Consider the following 23,572-nt stretch of genomic DNA (forward strand, 5'->3'; position numbering starts at 1 on the left):
TCCTGATGAGGAAGCGGTATTGATCAGAGCAGTTCGCTAAGATCGCGTTCGAACCGTTCGAGCACTTGCGCCCTGCCGAGATGCTCGACTGCGTAGCGGCGAGCACTTGCTCCCAGTTGCTGCCGCAACTCCGGACTGCCGACCAGTTGCTTGACCGCAGTGTGCAGAGCGTCGGGGTCTTCCGCGGGAACGATGATCCCGCAGGCATCTTCTTCGCTATATCCTCCCACGACGTGCCCCACCTGCGTATCCGGTTCGGCCGTAGCCAGCACAGGGCGGCCACTGGAGAGCATTCCGGTCAGCTTGGACGGCATCACCAGATCAGCCGCACCTGCCCGCTGCGGTAAAAGGTGGATGTCTGCCGCATTGAGCAGATCGTTCAGCCGAAGGTACGGCTGAAGCGGAAGCATGGTGACATTCGGTCGATGGGCCACGAGCGCTTCTAGCTGAGGACGATATGCGCCGTCGCCACAGAAGATGAAGTGGACGCGAGGGTCTTCATCATGACCGCCGGGCCCAAAGTCTTCCGCCAGCGGGGCCAGAAGTTCGAGCCCCTGCTTGGCCCCCATATTGCCCGAATAAAGCAGGATGATCTTGCCCTCCAGCCCCAACTCCTTGCGAAAGCTGTTTGGGAGTCTGGGGTCCTGGGGGCATATCTCGTCGACATTGACCCAGTTGGGAAACAGGATCGTCTGCGATGCATCCACACCCTTTGCCTGGGCGCGTTCCACCATCTTGGTGGAGATGCTGGAGACGCGGCTGAAGGCCCTGGTGATTGGTCCCTCCAGGGCGAGCGCGAAATCATGAACTGGCCCCTGGGCTGGAAGGAGACCGAGATCGAAGGCAGCATCTACCTCGAAGTCCTGCACATGCAGCCATGACTCCGAACCGGCTGCTGCGGCAACGAGCAGCGCAATAGGAGCGCAGAAGAACGTCGGCTCCACCGTAAAGACGATGTCCGGTTGCCAGAAAGCCTGCCGAATGAGTATCGGCAGACTGGTCAACATAAATGAAGTCAGGTGGAGCATCCGTTTGATGCCGGTCGGCTTGGCCGGAACATAGAGTGGGCAGCGGTACACCGTCGCCTTGCCCTGTGCGCGTTGAATCCGGTAAGCGTTGCGGTAGTCTTCTCTGACGCGCCAGGCAGGATAGTAAGGCGGCGCGGTAACAACGCGAACGTCGTGTCCGTGCGAGGCAAGCCAGGAACACATCTCGCCGGTGTACTTGCCGATGCCCGTCAGTTCGGGCTGATAGTTGAGGCCATAAACAAGAATGCGCACTAGCGTTGGCCTGCGTATGGAAGAGCTACAGGTTTCAATGGAACTCCAAAGGACGGCTTAAGGCAATGATTTGTTTTGTCCCCGGCAACTCTACCGGTTGCATTTTGGATGCCTGGACTTCATTCTGAATCTATCTCTATGAGCCATGGTATCAAGGCGGGGTTGCTTGAACGCATGAGGAAACAGCCTCTTGCGGCGATAGGCGTTGCACTGCTGGTTCTCTTCACCATCTGCGCCCTGTTCGCTCCCTGGCTCTCGCCCCACGATCCGGCAGCCCTCGACCTGCACGGTCGTCTGGCTGGGCCAACCGCGGCGCACTGGTTTGGAACCGATGAGCTGGGCAGGGACATCTTCTCCCGCACCATTTACGGCGCTCGCATCTCGCTCATCGTGGCGGTCAGCGTTGTTGGCCTCTCGCTGGCGATCGGGCTTGTCGCCGGTTGCGCCGCAGGGTTTTACGGCGGATGGCTGGATGCGGCGATCAACATCTACCTGATGAACGCGTTCCTTGCCCTTCCGGGAATTCTGCTGGCGATTGCCTTTGTGGCATTCAAGGGGCCCGGGCTGGGAAACGTTATCGTGGCCCTGGCGATCTCGGGTTGGGTCGGCTATGCACGGCTCGTTCGCGGGCAGGTGATGGCCGTCAAAGAGCGTGAGTTTGTAGAAGCGGCACGCGCCCTGGGAGCGTCCGACCTTCGCATACTTGGCAGGCATGTGCTGCCGAATATCGTGCAACCTCTGATTGTGCAAGCTGCCATCGGCATGGCTACAGCCGTCATGGCCGAGGCCACCTTGAGCTTTCTGGGGCTGGGCGTACCACCGCCAGCGGCGAGTTGGGGTTCCATGCTGAACGACGCCCGCTCGCACCTGTTCGACTCGCCGCACATGGTCTTCTTCCCAGCCATGGCGGTCATGCTCTGCGTCCTGTCGTTCAACTTCATCGGCGACGCGCTGCGGGACTTCATGGACCCAAGGACTCGTCTTCACACAGGAATGTAAGGGAGAGTCGCCATGCTCGTTGGAGTGATCTCGGATACGCATGGACTGTTGCGGCCTGAGGCCCTGGTTGCTCTCGCCGAAGCGGAGCACATTCTCCACGCAGGAGACATAGGCAATGCAGACATACTGTCCGCTCTTGGAGAGATCGCTCCCGTCACCGCGATTCGCGGCAACATCGATACGCATGGCCCCTGCGCTTTACTTCCGCCCACAGAAGCGGTTGAGCTGGACGGCAGGCTCTTCTACATGCTGCACTCGATCCACGACCTCGATATCGATCCACGCGCTGCGGAGGTCTCAGTGGTCGTCAGCGGCCACTCCCACCAACCCGCGATCGAGCACAAGAATGATGTGATGTATCTCAACCCGGGGAGCGCGGGGCCGCGCCGGTTCAGGCTGCCAGTCTCCGTGGCCCTGGTTGCTGTAACCGCCGATGGCGTCGAAGCGCGAATCGTAGAGCTTCAGGTTTAGCTACTTTACGTCGAAACTGACGGTATCGAGAATGGACTGAAGACGCTTGAACACGGCGTTCAGCTCCTTTGCCGTGATGTCCCGAACTCCGCTGACCTCTCCGCCGCAAAAGGTATTCACCACTAGATCGAAGCGATAGCAGGAGTTGTTGCGCTGGGCGGTATATATCTCATCGCGCGCTTCCGTGCAGATCGTTCCATGCTCATCGTATCCGTGGGCGAAGTTGGCACCGGCTATCGATGCCGTCTCGACCGCGCGAGGGGCCTGCGCGGAGGCCTGATCCCGGCACTGGGCTTCGGTGGTGTGTGGGGTGACGCTGAAGTAAAAGAGCGCACCGGAGAATGTCGATGCAGGGTGCGGATTGAAGGCGATGCTCGCCAATCCACGCATCTGCGTTGAAGCTGGAGCGGTACGCACATCGAAGGCAAAGGTGCTGACCTCAGCATCATGCCGGGTGAGGGTCCAGCCAGCGGGAACCTTGAAGTTGACTCCGTACCTGGCGTCGTGGAAGACGCTGGCTAGTGGAGTGGATGCGTCAGGCACTGGCGCAGAAGAGAGCGTCCGAACCTGTGCCGATACTCCCTGAGTAAGAGGAGTGGCAAGAACAGTCAAAGCAGCAACGATGCGTAATACCTGGCGCGGGGAGGTCTTCATGCTTCTCTTGTCTCAGGAGATTGTGCGAACTCCTGCTGGCTATACAGAATATCAGCGGGCCATGAAGGCAGTCTGCAACGGATGGGGGAGTCATTTGACGACTTAACTGCTGCGGATGCGCGGATTCGCAATGGTGTAGGCAATGTCGGTCAGCAGGTTGACGGCCACGTAAGTGAGGCCAACCGCAAGGATGCACCCCTGCACAAGGGCGTAATCGCGGTTCGAAATGGCCGATAGCGTAAGACGCCCGATGCCGGGCCAACTGAAGATCGTCTCCGTCACAATGGCGCCCGCAAGCAAAGAACCGAACTGCAATCCAATCACGGTGAGGATAGGGATCAACGCGTTGCGCAGTGCATGCCGGTAGACGACCTGGTTCTCAGTCAGCCCCTTGGCACGCGCAGTACGGATATAGTCCTGCCCCAGTTCTTCGAGCATGGCGGTACGCACCATGCGCGTGAGCACCGCCGCAAACGATAGCCCCAGCGTAAGCGCAGGCAGGATGAGGTGTAGCAAGAAATCGCCTGCTCCTCCCGATCCGGCAGTCGACACAGGAAACCAGCCCAGCGAAATCGAAAAGATAAGAATCAGAATCGGCCCCAGAGCAAAGTTGGGAAAGGACAGCCCCACCAGCGAGACGACGCCGAGAGTGCGGTCCTGCCAGCGATTGCGATGCAGAGCAGACGCAATGCCCGCAGGGATAGAAATAGCAATGCCGATTACCAGCGCAGCCAGCGTAAGAGCCAGCGTGTAGGGGTAGCGTTGCAATATGAGATGAAGAACTGAGTCGTGCAACCGCAGCGAGCTACCAAGATTGGCATGGAGAATGCCGCCCCAGTAGTGTGCATACTGCTGTGCCAGCGGAGCATCCAGGCCATAAGCATGTCGCAGCGCATCGATGTCCGAGGCTGTCGCTCCTTCGCCGAGCATCTGCACGATGGGATCGCCAGGAACAAGATGGATAAGCAAAAAAACGACTGAAACCACCACGCCCAGAACAGGCAGAGTCAACAGAACGCGGCGCAGCGGGCGCCAGAGGTGATGACGCTGCGCGGACTTTGTCGCCGCGACGGACGAACCACTGGGATTGTTCGCCTCGGTCAGAATGACGAACTCCTGAAGAAGAGTAATTCAGTCATTGCGTGGCCTCCCTGCTCTCCTGCTCATACGGGGCATAGTCGATGGGCGATTCGACAGGTTCGACATTGACGCGGCTGATGCGATGGCCTGCCATCTCGGCGATGGTGAACCGCCGTCCGTCGTATTCGACACACTCTCCGTTATCCGGGATATGCCCGAGTTGTGCAAGCAGAAAGCCTGCAAGCGTTTCAACTGCGGCTTCGCGTGGAAACTCCCAGTGCAGCTGGGTGCGCAGATCGCGAAGACTCGTGGAGCCGTCGAGCGACATGACGCCGGTAGCGCTGGGCAACGCGGACCTGGCAACGTCGAACTCATCGTCCACCTCGCCCACAACCTGCTCCAGAATGTCTTCGGCCGTAACCAGTCCGGCGGTTGAACCAAACTCATCGACAACGATGGCAATCTGACGGCGGTGCTGCTGGAACTCCTGCAACAGGTCGATGGCCAGCTTCGTCTCAGGCACCACAGTCGGCGGACGCATGACAGACCGCAATGTCAGCCCGGACTGCCCGCGACCACCCAGCGCCAGCGCGACCGATCGCAGGTGCATGAAGCGGGAGACATCCTTGGAGTAGACGATGCCGACGATGTTGTCGATGCTGGCTCCTTTGGCTGCCGGATCGTACACGGGAATGCGAGAGTACTGCTCTTCAACGATACGAGCGCTTGCCTGCTCGACGGGCAAATCTATGGGCAGAGAGAAGATCCTGCCGCGCGGCGTCATGATCTCGCGGACCACAACGTGATTGAGCTCGATGGCGCGATGGATAATCTCTTCCTGAAAGACAGGCAACAATCCCATGCGACGCGTGGCCGTAGCAATCAGTTTGAGCTCTTCCGGAGAATGGACGGCTCCCTCGCCGTGCAGCGGGGCACGGAAGAGCCGCAGCACGGCAGCCGCGGACACATTCATCAACTTGACGATGGGCCGCGTCATACGGATGAAGACGTCCATCGGTCCGGAGACGGCCAGCGCGATACGCTCCGCCCGTTGCAGCGCAAGCGATTTGGGAACCAGCTCGCCGAGCAGCACCTCGAAGTACGTGATCAGAGCAAAGGCCACAATGACGGCAACAGTGTGCGCATACACCTCAGCATGTGCGGGGAGGCTGTGCATCCACCCGGTGGCGTAGTGCAGGATCATCTCCGCGATCGCAGGCTCTCCAAGCCAGCCAAGCGCAAGCGAGGCAAGCGTAACCCCAAGCTGCACAGCGGGAAGAAACTCATCGATCGAGTGCTTCAGTTTGAGCGCGGTACGCGCTCCCGGACGGCCAACCGCGATAAGCTGCTGAATGCGCGTCTCGCGCACGCTGACCAGGGCAAACTCAGCCGCGACAAAGAAGCTGCTGGCCAGAATGAAGAAGGCCACCAGAATCACGCGGAAGAGTATCCACTCAGGCATGAATCGAGTGTAACGTCATGCGCAAAGAACGCCTCAGACTGCCAAAATTGTGCCTGAAGTCGATAGATACATCCGAAAGATACTTAAAACAACAAGCCCCGGCACATTGTGCGCCGGGGCTTGTCGTTTATTCAGGCCGCTTTACGCGAGGACCTTGGTGACGGACTTGTCGATGGTGTCCTTGGGCACATAACCAACAATCTGCTCAGCGACCTTGCCGCCCTTGAAGAGCAACAGCGCTGGAATGCCACGGATACCGTAGCGCATTGGTGTTGCAGTGTTGGCGTCTACGTCCATCTTCATGACCTTAAGCTGGCCCTGATAGTGGCTGGCCACTTCGTCGACTACGGGAGCGAGCGCACGACACGGTCCGCACCAGGCTGCCCAGAAATCCACCAGAACGGGCTGCTCCGATTGAAGGACATCTTTCTCAAAATTCGCATCGTTGACTTCCGTGACAAACTGTCCTGCCATGTACTTCCTCCCTAGAGTGCTTTGCGATTGCCACCCAGCTTGCGCCAAGCAATCTACACCATAATAGATGCGCCGTGCGCCTTCCGGTTTCATTTGTCGACAATGGGTGTTGAAAAAGAGACTACAACTAATAGTGGGCACTGGGCTTGGGAGGATTTCGGGCCCAAAGACCGCTTAAAGAGGAAACGCCCGGACCTCTTGTAAAAGAGGTCAACGGGCGGCGTAGCAGCCCTCCCCAGAACTGCCCACAGCGCAACAGTACGTAGTTTCTTCCCAAACGTAAAGTAATCTTAGGTAACCGGGGTAAAGATTACTCATTTTAGAGGGTGCTAACGAGCCTCCGCAGCCCCTGCGATCTTCGTTTGGATGATCTCGAGTGCGGGATCTCCAGCAGCCTCGCGGATACGGGACAACAGTCCCTCCCCCCCCTGCTTTTCAGTAATCAGAAGCACGGATGGCCCTGCTCCACTTAGTGCAACCCCAAGTATTCCTTCATTTCCAGCCAACGGGAGTAGTCGCGGCAAGAGCGGACAGACCTCCATGCGATAGGGCTGATGGACGCGATCCTGCATCGCGGCTGACAGAAGGTCGCCCCGTTGCAGCGCAAACGCCGAGACCAGAAGTGCCGTCGCCTGAATGTTTGCAACTGTGTCTGCGCGAGAGTAGCGATCCGGCAGCAGGGCGCGGGCTTTGCTGGTCGAGAGGCTTGTCGAGGGCAGGGCAAGCAGAAGGTTCCAGTTTAGATTTTCTTTATATGTTGCTGTTTTTACAATGTTTTCATATATGGACGATACGGTCATTCCGCCGAGGAAACAGGCGGCCACGTTGTCGGGGTGCCCTTCCCGCCTGCAAGCCTCTTCCAGAATCTGAGCGTCTGTCCATCCAAGATTGCCAAAGTGGTTCGCCAACATCACCCCAGCGACTAGAGCGGCGGCGCTCGATCCGCACCCCATGCCGAGAGGAATCTCGTTATGAAGCCGCAGGTGCAGCCGTGGCGAGAGCTTCCCCGCATTCACGAGGACATCGACATATGTCGTCAGGATGAGGTTGTTCTCGACCGCCGAGCAGAGGTCGGCGTTTCGCCCCGTGGCTTCGATCGAGAACGCCCCGGTGCTCGCCACCTCGGCATCGATGGTGAGGTAGAGGGCCATGGCAAGGCCGAGGGAGTCGAACCCCGGCCCGAGGTTGGCGGAGGTGGCGGGAAGGCGCAGATGCAAGGGAGCGGCTGCCGCAGCAACATCGCCGCTCATGCGTGGACCAGCTTCATCTGTCCTTCGAGGGCGCGGAAGACCGTGTCGGTGTCGGCCTCGAGGACGATGGGGGGCTTGCGCAGGGCTGCGTGCAAGGTCTCGTCAGAGGCCGGGATCTGCGCGTTCTCCTCGGCGGTGAAGAGTTCGCCGCGGTGGTAGTCGATGGTGTAGTTGGAGTCCTTGAGGGTGTGTCCGGTGAGGATGAGGACGACGCGCTCTTCCCTGCCGATCTTGCCCTGGGCAACCAGCTTCTTGAGACCGGCGAAGGTGACGGCCGAGGCTGGCTCGCAGCCGATGCCCTCGGCCCCGATCTGGGCCTTGGCGAGGCCGATCTCCTGCTCGGAGACCTGCTCGCACCAGCCGCCAGTGGTGCGCAGGGCACGCAGCGCCTTGCGCCACGAGGCCGGATTGCCGATGCGGATGGCGGTGGCGCGGGTGTTCGCTTTGACGGGGATCAGCTCTTCGCCGCCGTTCTCCTGGAGGCTGCGGTAGAGGGGGTTGGCACCTTCGGCCTGGATGATGCTGATCTTCGGGACGCGCGAGATCATGCCGAGGTGGTGCATCTCGGCGAAGCCCTTGGCGAGGGCCGAGCCGTTGGCGAGATTTCCGCCAGGAACGATGACGTGCTCGGGAACTTGCCACTCCATCTGCTCGACCATCTCGAAGGCGGGGGTCTTCTGCCCCTCGAGGCGATAGGGGTTGACGGAATTGAGCAGCATGATGGGAAAGCGCGTGACCAGGTCGGTAAGAACATTGACGCAACCGTCGAAGTCGGTCTTGAGCTGGATGGTGAGCGCGCCGTAGTCCATGGACTGCGAGAGCTTGCCCCAGGCGATCTTGCCTTCGGGGATAAAGACGATGGAGCGCAGGCCGGCGCGGGCGGCATAGGCGGCCATGGCGGCTGAGGTATTGCCGGTGGAGGCGCAGGCTACCCACTCGAAGCCGCGTTCCTGGGCGACGGAGAGGGCGGCGGTCATTCCGGTGTCCTTGAAGGAGCCAGTGGGGTTCATGCCCTGGTGCTTGGCGAGGACCCAGTCCAGACCGACCGCTTTAGCTGCGCGGGGAAGATCGTAGAGGGGCGTGTTGCCCTCGCGCAGGGTAACGACGTTGGCGTCGTCGACGATGGGAAGCAGGTCACGGAAGCGCCAGACGCCGGACTGGTCGACGTTGAGGGTCGACGAGCGGCGCTCCTGCCAGAGCCAGCGCAAGGCGCTGGGGTTGGGTAGCTTGCTCTCGGCGGGCAGCGGTTCCCCCCCGGCAAGCGCGGACCAGGGATAAATGACGTCGTACAGACCGTTGCAGGTGGGGCACCGGAATATGCTGTTGACAGCGTTCCCGGGGATCCTGGCGCCGCACTCTGTGCATCGGAGTTGATGTGTCGCAACATTCATGGGTTTACCTAGGTTATCGCAAAGCAGCAGGCTGGCCAAAGGCCGGCCGCCGCTGTGCGTGGCTCGCGATGGCGGCCGGCGTGATTTCAGTAGCTATATCTGCGCGAGGCCAGCAGCCGAAGGAGCTTCGCGTGGCGGCGGCTTCTGACCTTCAGCCTGTGCTGCCGGTGCTCGTTGCGGAGTACGAGAAGACTGCCGGGGTCAAGGTGGCGGTGAGCTTTGGCTCGTCGGGCACGCTGACGGCGCAGATACTGAACGGCGCGCCGGTCGACCTGTTTCTTGGCGCGGACTTCGTCTTTCCGGAGAAGGTTGTGGCGGCGGGGCTGGCCGACAGCAGGGCCCCGATCCAGTACGCGCGGGGAACACTGGTGCTGTGGGCGCGCAAGGACTCGCCGTTGCAGCCGATCACACTGGACAGCCTGGTGGACAAGCGGGTGACGTCGGTGGCGATTGCCAACAACCTGCACGCGCCGTACGGCCGGGCAGCGGTGATGGCGCTCCAGAGGATGAAGATGTACGACGCGGTGAAGCCGCATCTTGTGGTGGCGGAGAACATCGCGCAGGCGGCGCAGTTTGTGGAGTCGGGGAACGCGCAGGTTGGACTGATCTCACTGACGGCGGCGAGCACGCAGCACTTCAAGGATGTTGGCACGTTCGTGCGCGTGCCGACGTCGCAGTATGCGCCGATCATTCAGTGCGCCGTGGTGATGGAGCGCTCGGAGAGAAAGGCCGCAGCGCATGCGTTTCTCGACTGGCTGCTGACGCCTGAGATTCAGGCCCGCCTGCCACAGATGGGGCTCGGCGCGGTGAAATAGCTCCGCCTCTGTGTAGACTGGCCCATGTATGGACACTGAGGCGCTTTGGCTGACACTGAGGCTGGCGGCGAGCACGACGGCGATTCTGCTGGTCGTCGCGCTGCCGCTGGCGTGGTGGATCGCCTCAGGGCACGGCGCGGGCCGCGCGATCGTGCAGGCTGTCGTCGCGCTGCCGCTGGTGCTTCCGCCTACCGTGCTTGGGTACTACCTGCTGGTGGCAATGGGGCCGCTGACCGCACCGGGACGTGTGTTGATGCGGCTCTTCGGACATCCGCTGGCGTTCAGCTTTTCCGGGCTGCTTGTCGGATCGGTGCTGTACAGCATTCCATTTGCCGTGCAGCCGCTGGTGGCTGGGTTCAGGGCCGTGGACCGGGGGTACGTGGAGGCCGCTGCCGGGCTGGGAGCTTCGCCGTGGGCGATCTTCTTCTCCGTGGTGCTGCCGCTCTCGCGCGCTTCGCTGATGACGAGCGCGGTGCTCGCATTTACGCATACGGTGGGCGAGTTCGGCGTCGTGCTGATGATCGGCGGAAATATTCCGGGGGCAACGCGCACGCTCTCGATCGCGCTGTACGACCAGGTGCAGGAGTTCAACTATGCGGCGGCAAACCGCACGGCGCTGGTGCTGCTTGCGTTCTCTCTGGCAGCGCTGCTGCTGATTTATCTTGCTCCTGCATTGCGCAGGGCAGATGGAAGGCAGGCCGACGTTGTCCGATAGCCTGCTGACTGTAACGTTCCGGCATCGGGTCGGCGCGGTGGCACTCGATGTGAACTTTCGTCTGACACGGCCGTGGACGGTGCTGTTCGGGCCCTCGGGCAGCGGAAAGACCACCGTGCTGCGCGCGATCGCGGGATTTGTGCGGCCCGATGCTGGACGAATCGAAACGCCTCGCGGCGTCTTCTTCGATTCTCTCGAGAACATCTTCCTTCCAACGCATAAGCGGCCGGTTCGAAGCGCAGGCCAGGTTGCGAAGCTCTTTCCTCATAAGAGCGTAGCGAAAAATATCGGCTTTGGGATTCGCGAGAAGCCTGAGGAAGTGCGCCAGATCGTCAGCGAGTTGATGACTGCATTTCGTCTTGACGCTCTGGGGGAAAGAATGCCGCAGGACTTGAGCGGAGGCGAAAGGCAGAGAGTCACGGTGGCACAGGCGCTGGCCTCGGCGGTCAGCTTCCATGACGCGCCGCTACTTCTGCTCGATGAGCCACTCGCCGGCCTGGATATTGCAACACGCGACGAGGTGATGGCCCGATTGCGAGAGTGGACGACGAAGTACCAGGTCCCCGTGCTCTCGGTGACGCACGACCTGGGAGAGGCCTTTCAACTCGACGCGGAGGTAATCAAGATCGCGAATGGCGCGGTCGTTGAGCAGGGCCATGTCGGTGAGGTTCTTACCGCGGAGAGGCAGCAACTGCTGAAGCAGCTTCACCCCTGACCAGGCTCGACCGGCTCCTGTTCGAGTGCGATGTCGAAGATCGTCTTCACCTTTAACTGGATGGCGTCGCGCAGGGCGAAGACGTCCGCAGCTTTGGCTTTGCCTTTGTTGATGAGGGCGAGGGTGTGACGCGAGGAGATTCCAGCTTCGCCCATGGTGTAGCCCTTGACGAAGCCTGCGCGCTCCAGCAGCCAGGCAGCGGGCAGCTTGACCGTGTTCGCGTCGGCGGGCCAGTGGGGGACCTTGTCGGCGGACAGGTGAAGTGCGGTGGCGATGCGGTCGATCGTCTCGCGTGGGACGATGGGGTTCTTGAAGAAGGACCCGGCACTGCGCGAGTCGGGCTCTCCCGACACGAGGAGCATTCCCTTGCCGTAGCGGATTTCGCGGACGGCGTGGTAGACCTCGATGGGTGTCGGTTGCTGATCGCCGAAGTGGCGGGTGAGGTCGGCGTAGGTGAGGCGCGGCCTCCGGGAGAGGTCGAAGCGGAAGGTGACGGCGGTGACGATGTAGCGGCCGCGTGCGGTCGAGTTGAAGATGCTGCGACGGTAGGAGAAGCCGCACTGGTCGCGGGGAAGGTCGACGAAGGTCATGGAGTGGAGGTCGAGCGCGCGAACGAAATCGATGGTCTCGGCGACCTCCTGCCCATAGGCTCCGACATTCTGGACGGGCGTGCCTCCGACGGAGCCGGGGATGCCGGCGAGACATTCGACGCCACTGATCTCCTCGTTGCAGACGGAGAGAACGAAGGCGTTCCACTCGACCCCGGCGGCGACGGTGTGCAGGGCCGTGTCGCCGTCGATGGTGATGCCGGTGGGGCCGTCGATGGCAATGTGGAGCACGAAGCCGTCGAAGCCGCTGTCGGCGACGAGCAGGTTGCTGCCGCCGCCAACCGTGAAGAGGGCGAGGTTGCGCTCGCGGGCGAAGCCGACCGCCTCGACCAGCGCGGCCTCGCTCGTGATTTCAGCAAAGTAGCTGGCTGGTCCGCCGATTCCGAGGGTCGTGTAAGGAGCCAGGGGCACGTTTTGCCTGATGTTGACGGAGGAGAGAGGCACGGGTCTGAGGTTATCATCGACGGCGTCAATGGCTGGACGGGATAGGCGCGCGACTGGCGTGGGCAGGAGCAGGCCGGTACAATCTTAGTAGCCGTCCGCAGAGCGTAGATCGAAGGACCCGATACAGTGCTGGCGGCCGTCTTCAAAAGGGAGAAAAGTATGTATCCAGAGATTATGGTGATTCCGATGCGCGAGGAGCTGACACGCTCCGGATTGGGTGAGGTGCGCAGCGCCGCCGAGGTGGATGCGGCCCTGGCGAAGCCCGGGACCACGATGGTAGTCGTGAACTCGATCTGCGGATGCGCGGCCGGCAAGATGCGCCCCGGGGTCCGCATGGCGATGCAGCACGCGACCAAGCCCGACCAGTCGGTCACCGTGTTTGCGGGTCAGGACCGCGAGGCGACGGAGCGCGCGCGCAGCTACTTCGGCGGTCATCCTCCCACGTCGCCGGCGATTGCGATCCTTCGCGACGGCCAGCTTGTGTACCTGATGCAGCGTTCGGCGATCGAGACCTCGACGGCACCGGCCATTGCGCAGGAGCTGACGCGAGCCTTCGACACCTACTGCGCTCCAACGACCGCTTAGTTCCAGACATTGATCTCAAGAAGCCGGACGCCGCATGATCGCGTCCGGCTTTTTTTGTTAAGCGAGTCTCATACAGCGGCCAACTCTGCCGATACAGGCAATAACCATGCCGATCTCAGGACAAGCCCTCGAAGACTTTTCCGCCATTCGGTATGGCCACCCCGGACCGCAGATCGAAGAGGGGCCGTGCCACGATCTGATTGGCGGCAGCGCGGCAACGCGACGGCTGCAGCAGAAGATCGACCGTATCGGGCCGCACTTCAGAACACTCGTGCTGCGGGGAGAGATCGGTACCGGCAAGGAGATGGTTGCGCGCGCGCTGCACGCCCGGGGAGGCGGAACCTGGGCGTCGTTCGTTCATTGCCATGGGGCCGCGATCGACACGGGTGAAGACATGACATCACACTCGCCGTGGTGTTTCATTGAGACGCATTGCAGCGGCACACTCTTTCTGGACGGCGTCGACGAGATACCGCTGCAGGCGCAGTCGCGTCTCTTCGCGGGGCTCCACACACTGCCACACGGTCGCAACGGCCTGAAGGTCATCGCCGCAACCCGCCAGGACCTCGAACGCATGGTTTCCACCAGGCGGTTCCGATCCGATCTCTATCACCATCTCGCCACGATCGAGATCGAGATTGCGCCGCTGCGAAAGAGGTGCGAGGACATTGCGCCGCTGGCGCAGGAGATCGTCCGGCGGTTCAGTGTGCTCTACGGCAAGGACGATCTCGCACTGGCGGACGAGACGCTCGAGATGCTCGAAGAGCATAACTGGCCAGGCAATGTGCGCGAGCTGGAGAACGCGCTGCGCAACGGCGTGTTGTCGTGCGACGAAGATGTTCTAGAGCCTCGACACATCAACATCGTTGCGCTGACGGCACCGACCGGAGATACGGGGCCAGACAGCGAGCGCGCTCACGTAACGCGTTTGCAGGATGTTGTGGACCGGCATGTTCTGAACGTGCTCGGGATGTGCTCGGGGAACAAGGTCCGTGCCGCCGAGTTGCTGGGCATCAGTCGCTCGACGCTGTACCGGATGCTGGAGAGTCCGGCGATGCGAGGCGCCTCATCGGCCTGAGCGCCGTCGCTGCGCGATACACTGGCACCAGTGGTCTTTGAGGTGCCTGTGAAGACGTTTCTCTCCGTTGTCTCCTTCGTTGCCGTCGGCAGCTTTTCCCTCTTTGCGCAGCAGGCGCCCCCGGCAGCAGCGCCGGTGCAGCAGACGGTGGCCGCGCGCAGCAAGGCGCTATCCGCGATCTTCAGCGACATATGGGAAGACCGGATGAAGCACTCGCCCGAGTATGCCTCGGCGCTCGGCGACAAGCGCTACAACGACCAACTCAGCGACTACTCCGTGCAGGAGGTGAACGCTTCGCTGGCTCGCGGGCGTGTGTTTCTGGAACGGCTGGGGGAGATCGACGTCACGGGCCTGGCCTCACAGGAGGTCCTGTCGCGCGACCTGATGGTGCGCGAGTTGACCGACGAGCAGGAGGGCGCCCGCTTCAAGGAGTGGGAGATGCCGGTGAACCAGTTCTCCGGCTTTCACACCGACCTGCCGCGCATGGTCGACGACCTCTCGTTCGAGACGGTCAAGGACTACGATGACTACATCGCGCGGCTGAAGAAGATTCCTACGGTCTTCTCGCAGAACATGACCAACATGCAGTTGGGCATGGACGAGCATCGCGTCCCCCCGGCCTATCTTCTGGAGAAGGTCGTCGCGCAGACCGAGGCGCTGGCGGTGCAGAAGCCGGCGGACAGCCCGTTTGCGCGTCCGCTGAAGAAGTTTCCGGCAGCCATCAGCACGGCCGACCAGAAGCGCATCTCCAACGAGGTGCTGGAGGCGATCGGGACCGATGTGCTGCCGATGTATCAGCGGTTCGCGAAGTTCCTGAAGGTGCAGTACGTGCCAGCCGGACGGAAGGACCCAGGCGCGTGGGCGCTGCCGGACGGCGATGCTTACTATGCTTTCCGCGTTCGCCAGAGCACGACGACGAACAAGACGCCTGCGGAGATTCACCAGATCGGCCTCGATGAGGTGAAGCGCGACGAGGCGGAGATGCTCGTGATCGTCAAGAAGCTCGGCTTCGCGGACATCAAGAGCTTCAGCGCGGCGTTGAAGACGAATCCAAAGGAGCATCCGGCTTCGGCCGAGGCGCTGCTGGACGCCTACAAGGGCTACATCGCGCAGATGGAGCCGAAGCTTCCGGGACTGTTTGGCACGCTGCCCAAGGCGAAGCTTGAGGTGGTGCCGGTGCCTGCGTTCATTGCGAAGGACCAGGCTGCGGCATATTACAACCCGCCAAGCCTCGATGGGAAGCGTCCCGGCCGCGTCTACATCAACACCTACAACGCGACCGAGCGGTCGCTTGCTCCGGTGGAGACGGTGGCGTATCACGAGGGCGTCCCGGGGCACCATCTGCAGATTGCGATCTCGCAGGAGCTGACGGGGCTTCCACAGTTCCGCAAGAACTCCTACTACACCGCGTACACCGAGGGATGGGGACTGTATAGCGAGCGGCTCGGCAAGGAGATCGGCTTCTTTCAGGACCCGTACAGCGACTACGGCCGGCTGGAGGGCGACATCTGGCGCGCAATTCGTCTCGTAGTCGACACGGGCGTACACTCGCAACACTGGACACGACAGCAGATGGTGGACTTCTTTCACGATCACTCGTCGATCGACGAGACGAACGTGCAGGCCGAGGTCGACCGCTACATCGCATGGCCGGGGCAGGCGCTTGGCTACAAGATGGGCCAGTTGAAGATCCTGGAGCTGCGGAAGAAGGCTGAGACGGCGCTGGGGCCGAAGTTCGACCTCAGGGCGTTTCACGATGTCGTGCTGGACTCGGGCGCACTGCCGCTGGACGTTCTGGAGCATCAGGTGGACGTCTGGATCGCGGCGCAGAAGAAATAGTCTCGAGCGGTCTGATAGCCTTTTGAGATGAGCGAGGAAACGTACGAAATCGTTGCACCGGCCCCGGCGCTTCCGGGAGTCCGCGTCGCCATTCTCGGAACAGGCAAGATGGGCGGCATTTTGCTGCAAGCCTTCCTGAAGAACAATCTGCTGTCGCAGGAGCAGCTCTTTGCCACGGTGCGTCACCCTGATCGCGCGCAGGCGCTGTCGGTACAGTTCGGCGTCGAGGTGACGACGGACAACCTGGCCGCGGCGCAACAGGCGGACGTGATTCTGCTAGGCGTGAAGCCCATCCAGGTGCCCGCGCTGATCGAAGAGATCAAGCCCGCGCTGACGCCCAAGAAGATGCTGCTCTCCTTCGCCGCGTCGGTGAATACGCGCAGCATCGAAGACGCGGCGGGCTGCGAGCTTGCGGCGGTCCGCGCCATGCCCAATACGCCGGCGACGCTCGCGGCGGGAATCACGGCGCTGTGTGCGGGCCGGTTTGTCTCCGCCGAGCAGATGGCGATCGCGCAGAAGATCTTTCACACGGTCGGGCGCACGGTGGTGGTCGATGAGAAGCACATGGACGCGGTGACGGGACTTTCGGGCTCAGGGCCTGCATTCATCTACATCATCATCGAGGCGCTGGCAGAGGCGGGCGTCAACGTCGGCCTGCCGCGCGACGTGGCGACGCTGTTAGCGGCACAGACGACGCTGGGCTCCGCACGCATGGTACTCGAGACGGGCTATCACCCGGCTCTGCTGAAGGACGCCGTGACGACTCCCGCAGGCTGCACGGTCGACGGCATCCTCGAGCTGGAAGAGGGCGGGTTGCGCGTCACGCTCATCAAGGCGGTCAAGCGCGCCACTCAGCGGGCAAAGGAGCTCGCCAGCGGATAGGCCACGCGACACGGCAGCACGGCATGAGACGCGGCCGCCTTCACAGGCTCCGCGTCTCTTTCGCAAGAGACATAGAATAGAAATATGGCGGCGATACCGGCGGTTCCGACGAAGCGTCCCTCAGGCGCGCTGAAGGCGTTTGCGTGGGGGGTGGTGGGCTACAACATCCTGGTGATCCTCTGGGGAGCAGTGGTACGTGCGACAGGTTCTGGCGCAGGGTGCGGCGACCGCTGGCCGCTTTGCAACGGAGACTTTTTTCCGCACCATCCACGGCTGGCCACCATCATCGAGTTTGCGCATCGCTCGATGAGCGGAGTCGCGACGGCGCTGATCGTGGCACTTGCCGTGTGGGCCTTCCGCGCTACCAGCCGCGGCGACAGGACGCGTCGGTCCGTGCTGGCCTCGGTATTTTTTCTGGTGACAGAAGCCCTGCTCGGAGCGGCGCTGGTACTCGGCGGATACGTCGAACACAACATCTCGACGGCGCGCGTGGTGATGCAGTCGATCCATTTCACGAACACGATGCTGCTGCTCGGCGCACTGGGGCTGACGGCGTGGTGGCTGAGCACCGCAGCACAGCCTGAACGTTCTCTGCGCCACAACAGGACGCAGGTGTGGCCGGCGTGGATCGCCGTGGTCACGACGATGGTCGTCGGTGCGACGGGAGCGGTTGCGGCGCTGGCCGACACACTGTTCCCTTCTCCATCGCTCAGGGCTGCACTGGAGGCGGACTTCGCGGCGACGGCTCCGCTGCTGGTGCGTATGCGGTGGATGCATCCGGCGGCAGCGATCATCAGCCTCTGCTGCGTGCTGTGGATCGTGGTGCGTGTTCGATCGAATCTGGCATGGACTGTAGTGGGACTGTTGGGGCTGCAACTGGTTCTGGGAGTCGCGGACGTGCTTCTGCTGGCACCGACGTGGATGCAGATACTGCACCTGCTCGGAGCGGACCTCTATTGGATCGCACTGGTCGCTCTGGCGTCGGAGTTGGTCTGGCCACAGCGAAACTCAGAAGCCATTGCCTGATCGCCGACACAAGAGATTCTCTACGACGAGGGTCTCTTCACTACAGCCTGCATTCATGTTCTATGGCTTGCCTTGAACTTTGTCGACTGCGTTCTTCGTCGCATCGGAGGTCTTGTGATAGGCCTTCTTCGTGCCGTCTGCCGTCTTATCGGCAACCTTCTCGGTGCCATCGGCGGTCTTGTGGTAGGCCTTCTTTGTTCCCGCCGCTGTCTTGTCGTAGGCCTTCTCCGTGCTCCTGGTGGTCTTGTGATACGCCTTCTTCGTATCTTGGGTGACGTCGTGGGCGGTATCCTTTGTGGCCGTCTTCGTGTCGTGTCCGACCTTGTCCAAGTCCTTCTTGACATCCTGAGCGATCGCTCCCGTGGCAAGAGAAGCCAACAGGACAACAGAGCCAAACTGTACAAAACGCATTTTTATCTCCTGCGGTGCCTGTAACCGGGCACGTAAAGTAATTTGGGTTCGTAGAGGATAGCAGCCTGCATTGCGGTATGCCACCACTGCAGGAATCGCGGCGGGCAGGATGCAAGTTCACGCAACGGTGAGGGAAAGTACGATAAGCTCTTAGTCCTGTATGAGTGCCGACAGAAACACGGCAACCGTTGCCGCACGCAGCAGAAAGAAAACCCAGCCCCGGAAGACTGTCAAAGCTTCTGTGGACGAAGCCGAAAGCCGTTTTCTGAACCGCGACGAATCCTGGCTGAAGTTCAATCAGAGAGTTCTCGAAGAGGCTGAAGACCCGGCGAATCCACTGATGGAGCGGGTAAAGTTTCTCGCCATTACCGCAAGCAATCTCGATGAGTTTTTCGAGATTCGCATTGCCGGAACTTTGCAGCGTATCGAGGATGGCTACAATCAGCCACAACCCCTCGATGAAGGTGGACTGACGCCACAGCAGCGGCTTGACCGCCTGAGCGAGCAATTGGTGCGCTTTGTCAAAGCACAGTATGTCTGCTGGAATGAACACCTGCTTCCAGCCATGTCTGCAGAGAAAATTCGCGTACTGTGCTGGGAGGAGCTAAGTGACGCAGCACGCGACCACGCGTTGGATTTCTACTCGTCTGAGGTCGACCCGCTGCTGACTCCGGTGACGATCGATCCCTCGCACCCCTTTCCCCGCGTGCTGAACAAAGCGCTGTGCCTGGCGTTGCTGCTGAAGCGCAAGCGCAGGCTAAATGGCTCCAAAACAGCGCCCGCTTCGCTTGGAGTCGTGACGATTCCCCGGGCGCTGCCGCGTCTGATCGCTCTGCCGAGCGATGAAGGCCGGACTGACTTCATCATGCTGCACGAGCTGATCGAATCGCAGGTGGAGAGAATGTTTCGCGGCTATGAGGTGCTCTCGCGCGCACCCTTCCGGGTCACACGCAATAGCAATCTTTATATGCAGGAGGAGGAGTCGCGGTCCGTACTGGAGAGCGTACGCACTGAGCTGCACAACCGCCGCAAAGGCGATGCCGTACGGCTCGAGATTGAAAGCTCCGCGACCGATGAGATCGTCGAACGGCTGCGGGTGAACTTCGAGCTTGATCCCTGGCAAGTCTTTAAGACCGACGGCCCCGTCAACCTCTCGCGGCTGATGAATATGTATTCCGAGGTCAAACGACCGGCGCTGAAGTATCCCCCTTTCTCCGGCTCCGAGCTAAAACTCAACAAGAAGTCGAAGGACATCTTCGACGAGCTGCGCACAAGAGACATCATGCTTCACCATCCCTTCGATTCCTACACAACGGTTGAAGGATTTATCGAAGCGGGCGCGGAAGATCCAAATGTTATTTCGATGAAGCAGACGCTCTACCGCACCAGCAAGGACTCGCCGATCTTTCGCGCACTGATCGAAGCCGCACAGAGTAAAGATGTCACAGTAGTGGTCGAGTTGATGGCGCGTTTCGATGAAGACTCGAACATTCGGTGGGCGCGCGAGCTGGAAGACGCCGGGGTCGGCGTTTTCCACGGGATCTTTGGCCTCAAGACACACTGCAAACTTGCCTTGCTTGTCCGTCGCGACCCCGATGGAGTAGTACGCCGCTATGCTCACCTTGGGACCGGCAACTATAACCCCGTCACAGCGCGGTTCTACACCGACATCAGCCTGCTCACGTCGAATCGCGATCTGACACTGGGGGTCCAGCGGGTCTTCAATTACCTAACGGCAGAGACTGATTCAGAATCCTACGGTCCCCTGCTGGTCGCGCCGCTCACCCTCGCCGACCGGCTGGTTGGGTTGATCGATCGCGAGGCGGAGCATGCTCGGGCAGGAAGGCCCGCGTCCATCATCGCCAAGATGAATGGGCTGCTTGACCGGCGAACGATTGAGGCGCTCTATGCCGCCTCACAAGCCGGAGTTGAGATCGACCTGATCGTACGTGGCATGTGCTCTTTGCGTCCTGGAATCAAGGGCCTCAGCGAACGCATCCGCGTGCGCAGTATCGTTGGCAGATTTCTGGAACACAGCCGCATCTTCAGTTTCGCCAACAGCGGCGATGAGGAGATCTACTGTGGAAGCGCCGACTGGATGCCCCGCAACCTTGTAGAGCGTTGCGAGGTGGTCTTCCCCGTGGCGGAGCCGGAGCTCAAAAAGCGCCTCCGGGACGAGATACTGAAGTCGTACCTGAAGGACAATGTAAAGGCGCGCCTCCTACAATCTGATGGCGAGTACATCAGGGCTCCTCGAACAGGAGCTCCCTTCAGTACTCAGGATTACCTGATGGAAAAGGCGATGGATACCCTTACAAAGTAAAGGGCGGCGATTATCCGCCGCCCTTCCACTCCAAATGCCCTTTAGAACAACTACTGAACCTTATATGTAAGAACGATGCTATGAATACGGGTCGCCGTGGTCGTACCAGCCTGTCCAGTCGCGGTGATTGTAACGTTGTACGTTCCCCGGGCCGCTGGCGTCGTTGTTGTCCCGCTTCCCCCGGAGCCGGAGGAAGACGAACCGGAGTTCCCACTACCGCATCCGCTTGCGGTCATGAATACTGCGGACAACATGAGCGCGAACAGCGTTCCCATCCATCGGCGGCGCGGAACCGCAATCAGTAGAAGACCTGCGAGGGTAACACCCGACCCTGCCGCATACCATGGGGTCATGCCCTGCGGCCTGTGGCTTCTCGATTTCTGCCCTTGAATGGCTGCTGAGGTCGCCGGCACCGTTGCCGTAAGCACGAACTGAGTTGTAACCGCGCCAGAGGATGAAGTAATCGTCACTGGCTTCACGGAAAATGAAGTGCCCAGCGCGGTGCCGGTATCGACATTCGCGGTAAGGTTCACGTTCCCGGTAAAGCCTGCCGTCGGCGTGATCGTAAGCGTCACGGCAGAGGCCGCGCTGCCGGTCGCAACGCTCGTTGTCGCTACGCACGGCGTGATCGAAAAGTCCGGTGAGCTCGTCGACACGACATCAATCTGTGTAAGGATCCCGGTATTCGAGGTATTCGTCTGCAATGCTCCCTTTGAGCTGGAGAATGTTGCATCGCCGGAGTAGACCGCGCTGACATTATGCGCACCCGAGGTCAGTTGCGTTGTATCGAGCGTGAGCGTCGCCGTACCGCCGCTGAGTGCAACAGGACTTCCCACTTTGCCGTTATCGGCGTAGAGCTGGACCGTCCCTGTGGGCATCGAAGTTGAGGACCCCGCGCTCGCAACCGTCACACTGAAAGCGTAATTCGTCGACGTCAAACCGCAGGTTGCATTTGACGTTGTGATGGTGGTTGTTGAAGACTGCGTGGTTGCAACAGCCCCTATCGGAGTTACCTGCGACCAATACTGCAACAAGGCTGTCGTATCAAGCGATCCCAGGCCGGTTGCCTGGTCATACCCCTGTGCTGCGGTAAAGCCAATCGGCAGTCCCTGCGAACAGTTTGGCGTTCCCTGTATGCAGGGAACCGAGTTGTTTCCCTGCGTGATGTCATGGAAGACATTGTTGTAGTAGGTACTGTTCAGGATGCCGTAGAGCATCGGGTTAACGTTCCCCAATCCTCCCGTACCCAGCTTCTGCTCCAACAGGGCCAACATACCCGCAAACGACGGTGCAGCAGCAGATGTTCCGCCAACAACGTTGTAAACACCCGACGAACTCGTGAACCCATTCACACAGGAGCTTTGCGCGCAGACGATATAGGGGTCGTGGCTCGCCGCAGCCGTAAGCGAGATGTCAGGCGTGTCGCGCGCCGCATCGTTGGGCACTCCCATACCTGTCTGCCAGGATGGCTTGGCGAAGAATGCGCTTGCTCCGCCGCCGCCAGCGCCGCCGGCCGTCAGCCCTGTGGTGCTGGAGGTCTCATTCCACGGAGATTCAGGTATATAGCTCTTGGCCGATCCGGTATAGCTATTTGACCCATTCGAAGAGTTCGAGGAGTTCCAATACTGGCTTGAATTGCCGACATCGCCGCTAAACATCGTTCCACCGGTGCCAGTCACAAACGGCGAGCTGGAGGGAAAATCAACTGCCAAACCTTGGCTGGCAAGCCCGCCCGAATCGCAGTCCGTTGCTCCTGAATCTCCCGACGCCGCAACTACCGTTATTCCCTGGGCGTTCGCCTGCTGTAGCGTCAGATTCAAGGTATTGATGCTCGCCTGCCCCCACAACGATTCGCAGTTGCCATAACTGATCGAAATAATGGAAGCTGCGACACTCGAATTATTCGAGACAGCATAGATCAACGCGTCGTCGACATCGGTCGTGCTGCTGTTGCCTACCGTTACAAATTTAATCGTCGCATTAGGAGCTACCGCGCCTGACCACTCAACATCAAGCATTGACTCAAGCAAATCACCCGAAGACCTCGTTCCAGCCCGATACCCGGTCGCCTGTACGATCTGAGGTGGGTTCGTAGGGAGCCCCGACAGTGAGCGGAATGTTGCTACGTCGCTAAGGCTGATATCCGTTCGCCCGACAACCGCGATCGTAATGCCGCTTCCATTAATCGACTGCGAAAGCAGCGGCCCTAAATTGTAGATTGCGAAGAAATCGCCCGGGGCCAGGTAATGGTTTCCGGTTGCAGGCGAGGTAATCATTGGTCGCACCGCGGCGTGACCACGCAGCTTGAAGTCGTTCAGGCCTCTCACCCCCGCAACGATATTCGCAATTGCCGCAGGAAGCTCCGGGTCACTCACATTGGCGATATGCCTTTCACCGTTCTCCGAGAAGGCGTGGATCTGCGTTTTGAAGGCACTCTCTACCTGGCCGATTGAGCCGCTCACCGTCACATAATTCATGCTCGGCGAAACGGAAGTTATGGCCAGCCCCTTCCCCTGGAGCCACCCTTTCACCTTCTCCATGTCGGAGCTTGAGATACCAAACCGTGCGCCGAATTGCTGCGGGGTGAGCCACTTGTGATACTGCGGCGAACTGGGGTTCTGCTGATCGGCAAGCAGTTGGGTCAGATTGCTTTGCTGAGCATCGGTCAAACCAAAATAAATCGTCACTGAAGAGAGCTCGGTATCCGCCGGCGCTTCGCCTAAGTCCGTTGCAAGACGCACCCTGGGCGAAACCGTTCTGCCGACCGGCGCGCGGTTGCCATCGTCCACGGCAATTTTAATTCGATTGGCCTGAGCGCCATAGAGCCATTGAGCCGATGCCCCCATAAGCAAAACAGCGAGGACAGTAATGCGAGAGACGACACGTGAGCTGATAGACATTTTCCTACTCAAGAACCCAAGTTTATACGGCGCTGCGTTTATGCCTCAAAGAATCGATTGGGCTGCCCTCCTGATGGCCGCCTGTACGTGAAGAGAAACACCTGGTTAGACCAGAGACCCCGGAAAAGGTTTCGGTTCGAAAAAATGCAATACGCACGCAACGAATCGAA

Annotated in this window: 21 protein-coding genes; 11 read left to right on the plus strand and 10 right to left on the minus strand. The window is 60.5% G+C overall.

Features of this window, described 5'->3' with window-relative positions; all coding sequences use genetic code 11:
* Positions 1-23: 23 nt before the first annotated feature.
* On the minus strand, positions 24-1,280 hold the full coding sequence (locus JSS95_06485) for a glycosyltransferase WbuB (GenBank protein ID MBS1799458.1): 1,257 nt from the start codon (positions 1,278-1,280) through the stop codon (positions 24-26).
* Between the two features lie 174 nt (positions 1,281-1,454).
* Between JSS95_06485 and JSS95_06490 the strand changes: the two genes are divergently transcribed.
* Both JSS95_06490 and JSS95_06495 read left to right on the plus strand, forming a co-directional pair.
* Positions 1,455-2,279 carry an ABC transporter permease gene (locus tag JSS95_06490; GenBank protein ID MBS1799459.1) on the plus strand — a complete coding sequence of 275 codons (825 nt, stop codon included), beginning with the start codon at positions 1,455-1,457 and terminating at the stop codon, positions 2,277-2,279.
* Between the two features lie 12 nt (positions 2,280-2,291).
* On the plus strand, positions 2,292-2,750 hold the full coding sequence (locus tag JSS95_06495; protein MBS1799460.1) for a metallophosphoesterase family protein: 459 nt from the start codon (positions 2,292-2,294) through the stop codon (positions 2,748-2,750).
* On the opposite strand, the gene JSS95_06500 is transcribed toward JSS95_06495, so the two are convergent.
* From JSS95_06500 to thrC, 6 genes are all read right to left on the minus strand, one after another.
* Positions 2,751-3,404, minus strand: a complete 654-nt coding sequence (locus tag JSS95_06500) for a hypothetical protein (GenBank protein MBS1799461.1) — start codon at positions 3,402-3,404, stop codon at positions 2,751-2,753. It abuts the gene before it with no gap.
* A 102-nt stretch (positions 3,405-3,506) separates the two neighbouring features.
* Positions 3,507-4,430: an ABC transporter permease gene (locus JSS95_06505; GenBank protein ID MBS1799462.1), complete on the minus strand. Its 924-nt coding sequence runs from the start codon at positions 4,428-4,430 to the stop codon at positions 3,507-3,509.
* 109 nt (positions 4,431-4,539) lie between these two features.
* Positions 4,540-5,946, minus strand: a complete 1,407-nt coding sequence (locus JSS95_06510) for an HlyC/CorC family transporter (GenBank protein MBS1799463.1) — start codon at positions 5,944-5,946, stop codon at positions 4,540-4,542.
* A 141-nt stretch (positions 5,947-6,087) separates the two neighbouring features.
* Positions 6,088-6,420: a thioredoxin gene (gene trxA, locus JSS95_06515; protein MBS1799464.1), complete on the minus strand. Its 333-nt coding sequence runs from the start codon at positions 6,418-6,420 to the stop codon at positions 6,088-6,090.
* A 329-nt stretch (positions 6,421-6,749) separates the two neighbouring features.
* Positions 6,750-7,670: a homoserine kinase gene (gene thrB / locus JSS95_06520; protein MBS1799465.1), complete on the minus strand. Its 921-nt coding sequence runs from the start codon at positions 7,668-7,670 to the stop codon at positions 6,750-6,752.
* Positions 7,667-9,061 (minus strand): threonine synthase, encoded by a 1,395-nt coding sequence (gene thrC, locus JSS95_06525; protein MBS1799466.1) that lies wholly within the window; start codon positions 9,059-9,061, stop codon positions 7,667-7,669. The genes thrB and thrC overlap by 4 nt, the downstream gene beginning before the upstream one ends.
* Before the next feature lie 68 nt (positions 9,062-9,129).
* On the opposite strand from thrC, the gene modA reads away from it, so the two are divergent.
* Genes modA through JSS95_06540 form a run of 3 tightly spaced genes read left to right on the plus strand, consistent with a single transcriptional unit; the run spans position 9,130 to position 11,306 of the window.
* Positions 9,130-9,876, plus strand: coding sequence for a molybdate ABC transporter substrate-binding protein (gene modA, locus JSS95_06530; GenBank protein MBS1799467.1), 747 nt, complete (start codon positions 9,130-9,132; stop codon positions 9,874-9,876).
* 28 nt (positions 9,877-9,904) lie between these two features.
* On the plus strand, positions 9,905-10,591 hold the full coding sequence (gene modB / locus JSS95_06535; GenBank protein ID MBS1799468.1) for a molybdate ABC transporter permease subunit: 687 nt from the start codon (positions 9,905-9,907) through the stop codon (positions 10,589-10,591).
* Positions 10,563-11,306, plus strand: a complete 744-nt coding sequence (locus JSS95_06540; protein ID MBS1799469.1) for an ATP-binding cassette domain-containing protein — start codon at positions 10,563-10,565, stop codon at positions 11,304-11,306. Before modB ends, JSS95_06540 begins: the two co-directional genes overlap by 29 nt.
* Here JSS95_06540 and JSS95_06545 read toward each other — a convergent pair.
* On the minus strand, positions 11,297-12,358 hold the full coding sequence (locus tag JSS95_06545) for a UDP-N-acetylmuramate dehydrogenase (GenBank protein ID MBS1799470.1): 1,062 nt from the start codon (positions 12,356-12,358) through the stop codon (positions 11,297-11,299). The two genes, JSS95_06540 and JSS95_06545, sit on opposite strands and share 10 nt — an antisense overlap.
* 159 nt (positions 12,359-12,517) lie before the next feature.
* Between JSS95_06545 and JSS95_06550 the strand changes: the two genes are divergently transcribed.
* From JSS95_06550 to JSS95_06570, 5 genes are all read left to right on the plus strand, one after another.
* A complete protein-coding gene (locus JSS95_06550; GenBank protein MBS1799471.1) occupies positions 12,518-12,943 on the plus strand; it encodes a BrxA/BrxB family bacilliredoxin in 426 nt (141 codons plus the stop codon).
* Between the two features lie 106 nt (positions 12,944-13,049).
* Positions 13,050-14,021: a sigma-54-dependent Fis family transcriptional regulator gene (locus tag JSS95_06555; protein MBS1799472.1), complete on the plus strand. Its 972-nt coding sequence runs from the start codon at positions 13,050-13,052 to the stop codon at positions 14,019-14,021.
* Between the two features lie 204 nt (positions 14,022-14,225).
* Complete coding sequence (locus tag JSS95_06560; protein ID MBS1799473.1) at positions 14,226-15,860, plus strand: DUF885 domain-containing protein; 1,635 nt, start codon at positions 14,226-14,228, stop codon at positions 15,858-15,860.
* A 27-nt stretch (positions 15,861-15,887) separates the two neighbouring features.
* The gene (gene proC / locus JSS95_06565) at positions 15,888-16,742 is read left to right on the plus strand and encodes a pyrroline-5-carboxylate reductase (GenBank protein MBS1799474.1); all 855 of its coding nucleotides are present in this window, start codon (positions 15,888-15,890) and stop codon (positions 16,740-16,742) included.
* An 84-nt stretch (positions 16,743-16,826) separates the two neighbouring features.
* On the plus strand, positions 16,827-17,768 hold the full coding sequence (locus JSS95_06570) for a COX15/CtaA family protein (GenBank protein ID MBS1799475.1): 942 nt from the start codon (positions 16,827-16,829) through the stop codon (positions 17,766-17,768).
* 60 nt (positions 17,769-17,828) lie between these two features.
* On the opposite strand, the gene JSS95_06575 is transcribed toward JSS95_06570, so the two are convergent.
* Entirely contained in the window at positions 17,829-18,179 is a 351-nt protein-coding gene (locus JSS95_06575; protein ID MBS1799476.1) for a hypothetical protein, read from the minus strand.
* A gap of 160 nt (positions 18,180-18,339) precedes the next feature.
* On the opposite strand from JSS95_06575, the gene ppk1 reads away from it, so the two are divergent.
* Positions 18,340-20,502 (plus strand): polyphosphate kinase 1, encoded by a 2,163-nt coding sequence (gene ppk1, locus JSS95_06580; protein MBS1799477.1) that lies wholly within the window; start codon positions 18,340-18,342, stop codon positions 20,500-20,502.
* A 50-nt stretch (positions 20,503-20,552) separates the two neighbouring features.
* Here the strand turns inward: ppk1 and JSS95_06585 are convergent, their stop codons facing one another.
* Positions 20,553-23,402 (minus strand): Ig-like domain repeat protein, encoded by a 2,850-nt coding sequence (locus tag JSS95_06585; protein ID MBS1799478.1) that lies wholly within the window; start codon positions 23,400-23,402, stop codon positions 20,553-20,555.
* Positions 23,403-23,572: the final 170 nt, after the last annotated feature.

The sequence above is a fragment of the Acidobacteriota bacterium genome, assembly GCA_018268895.1.
GTDB lineage: Bacteria > Acidobacteriota > Terriglobia > Terriglobales > Acidobacteriaceae > Edaphobacter.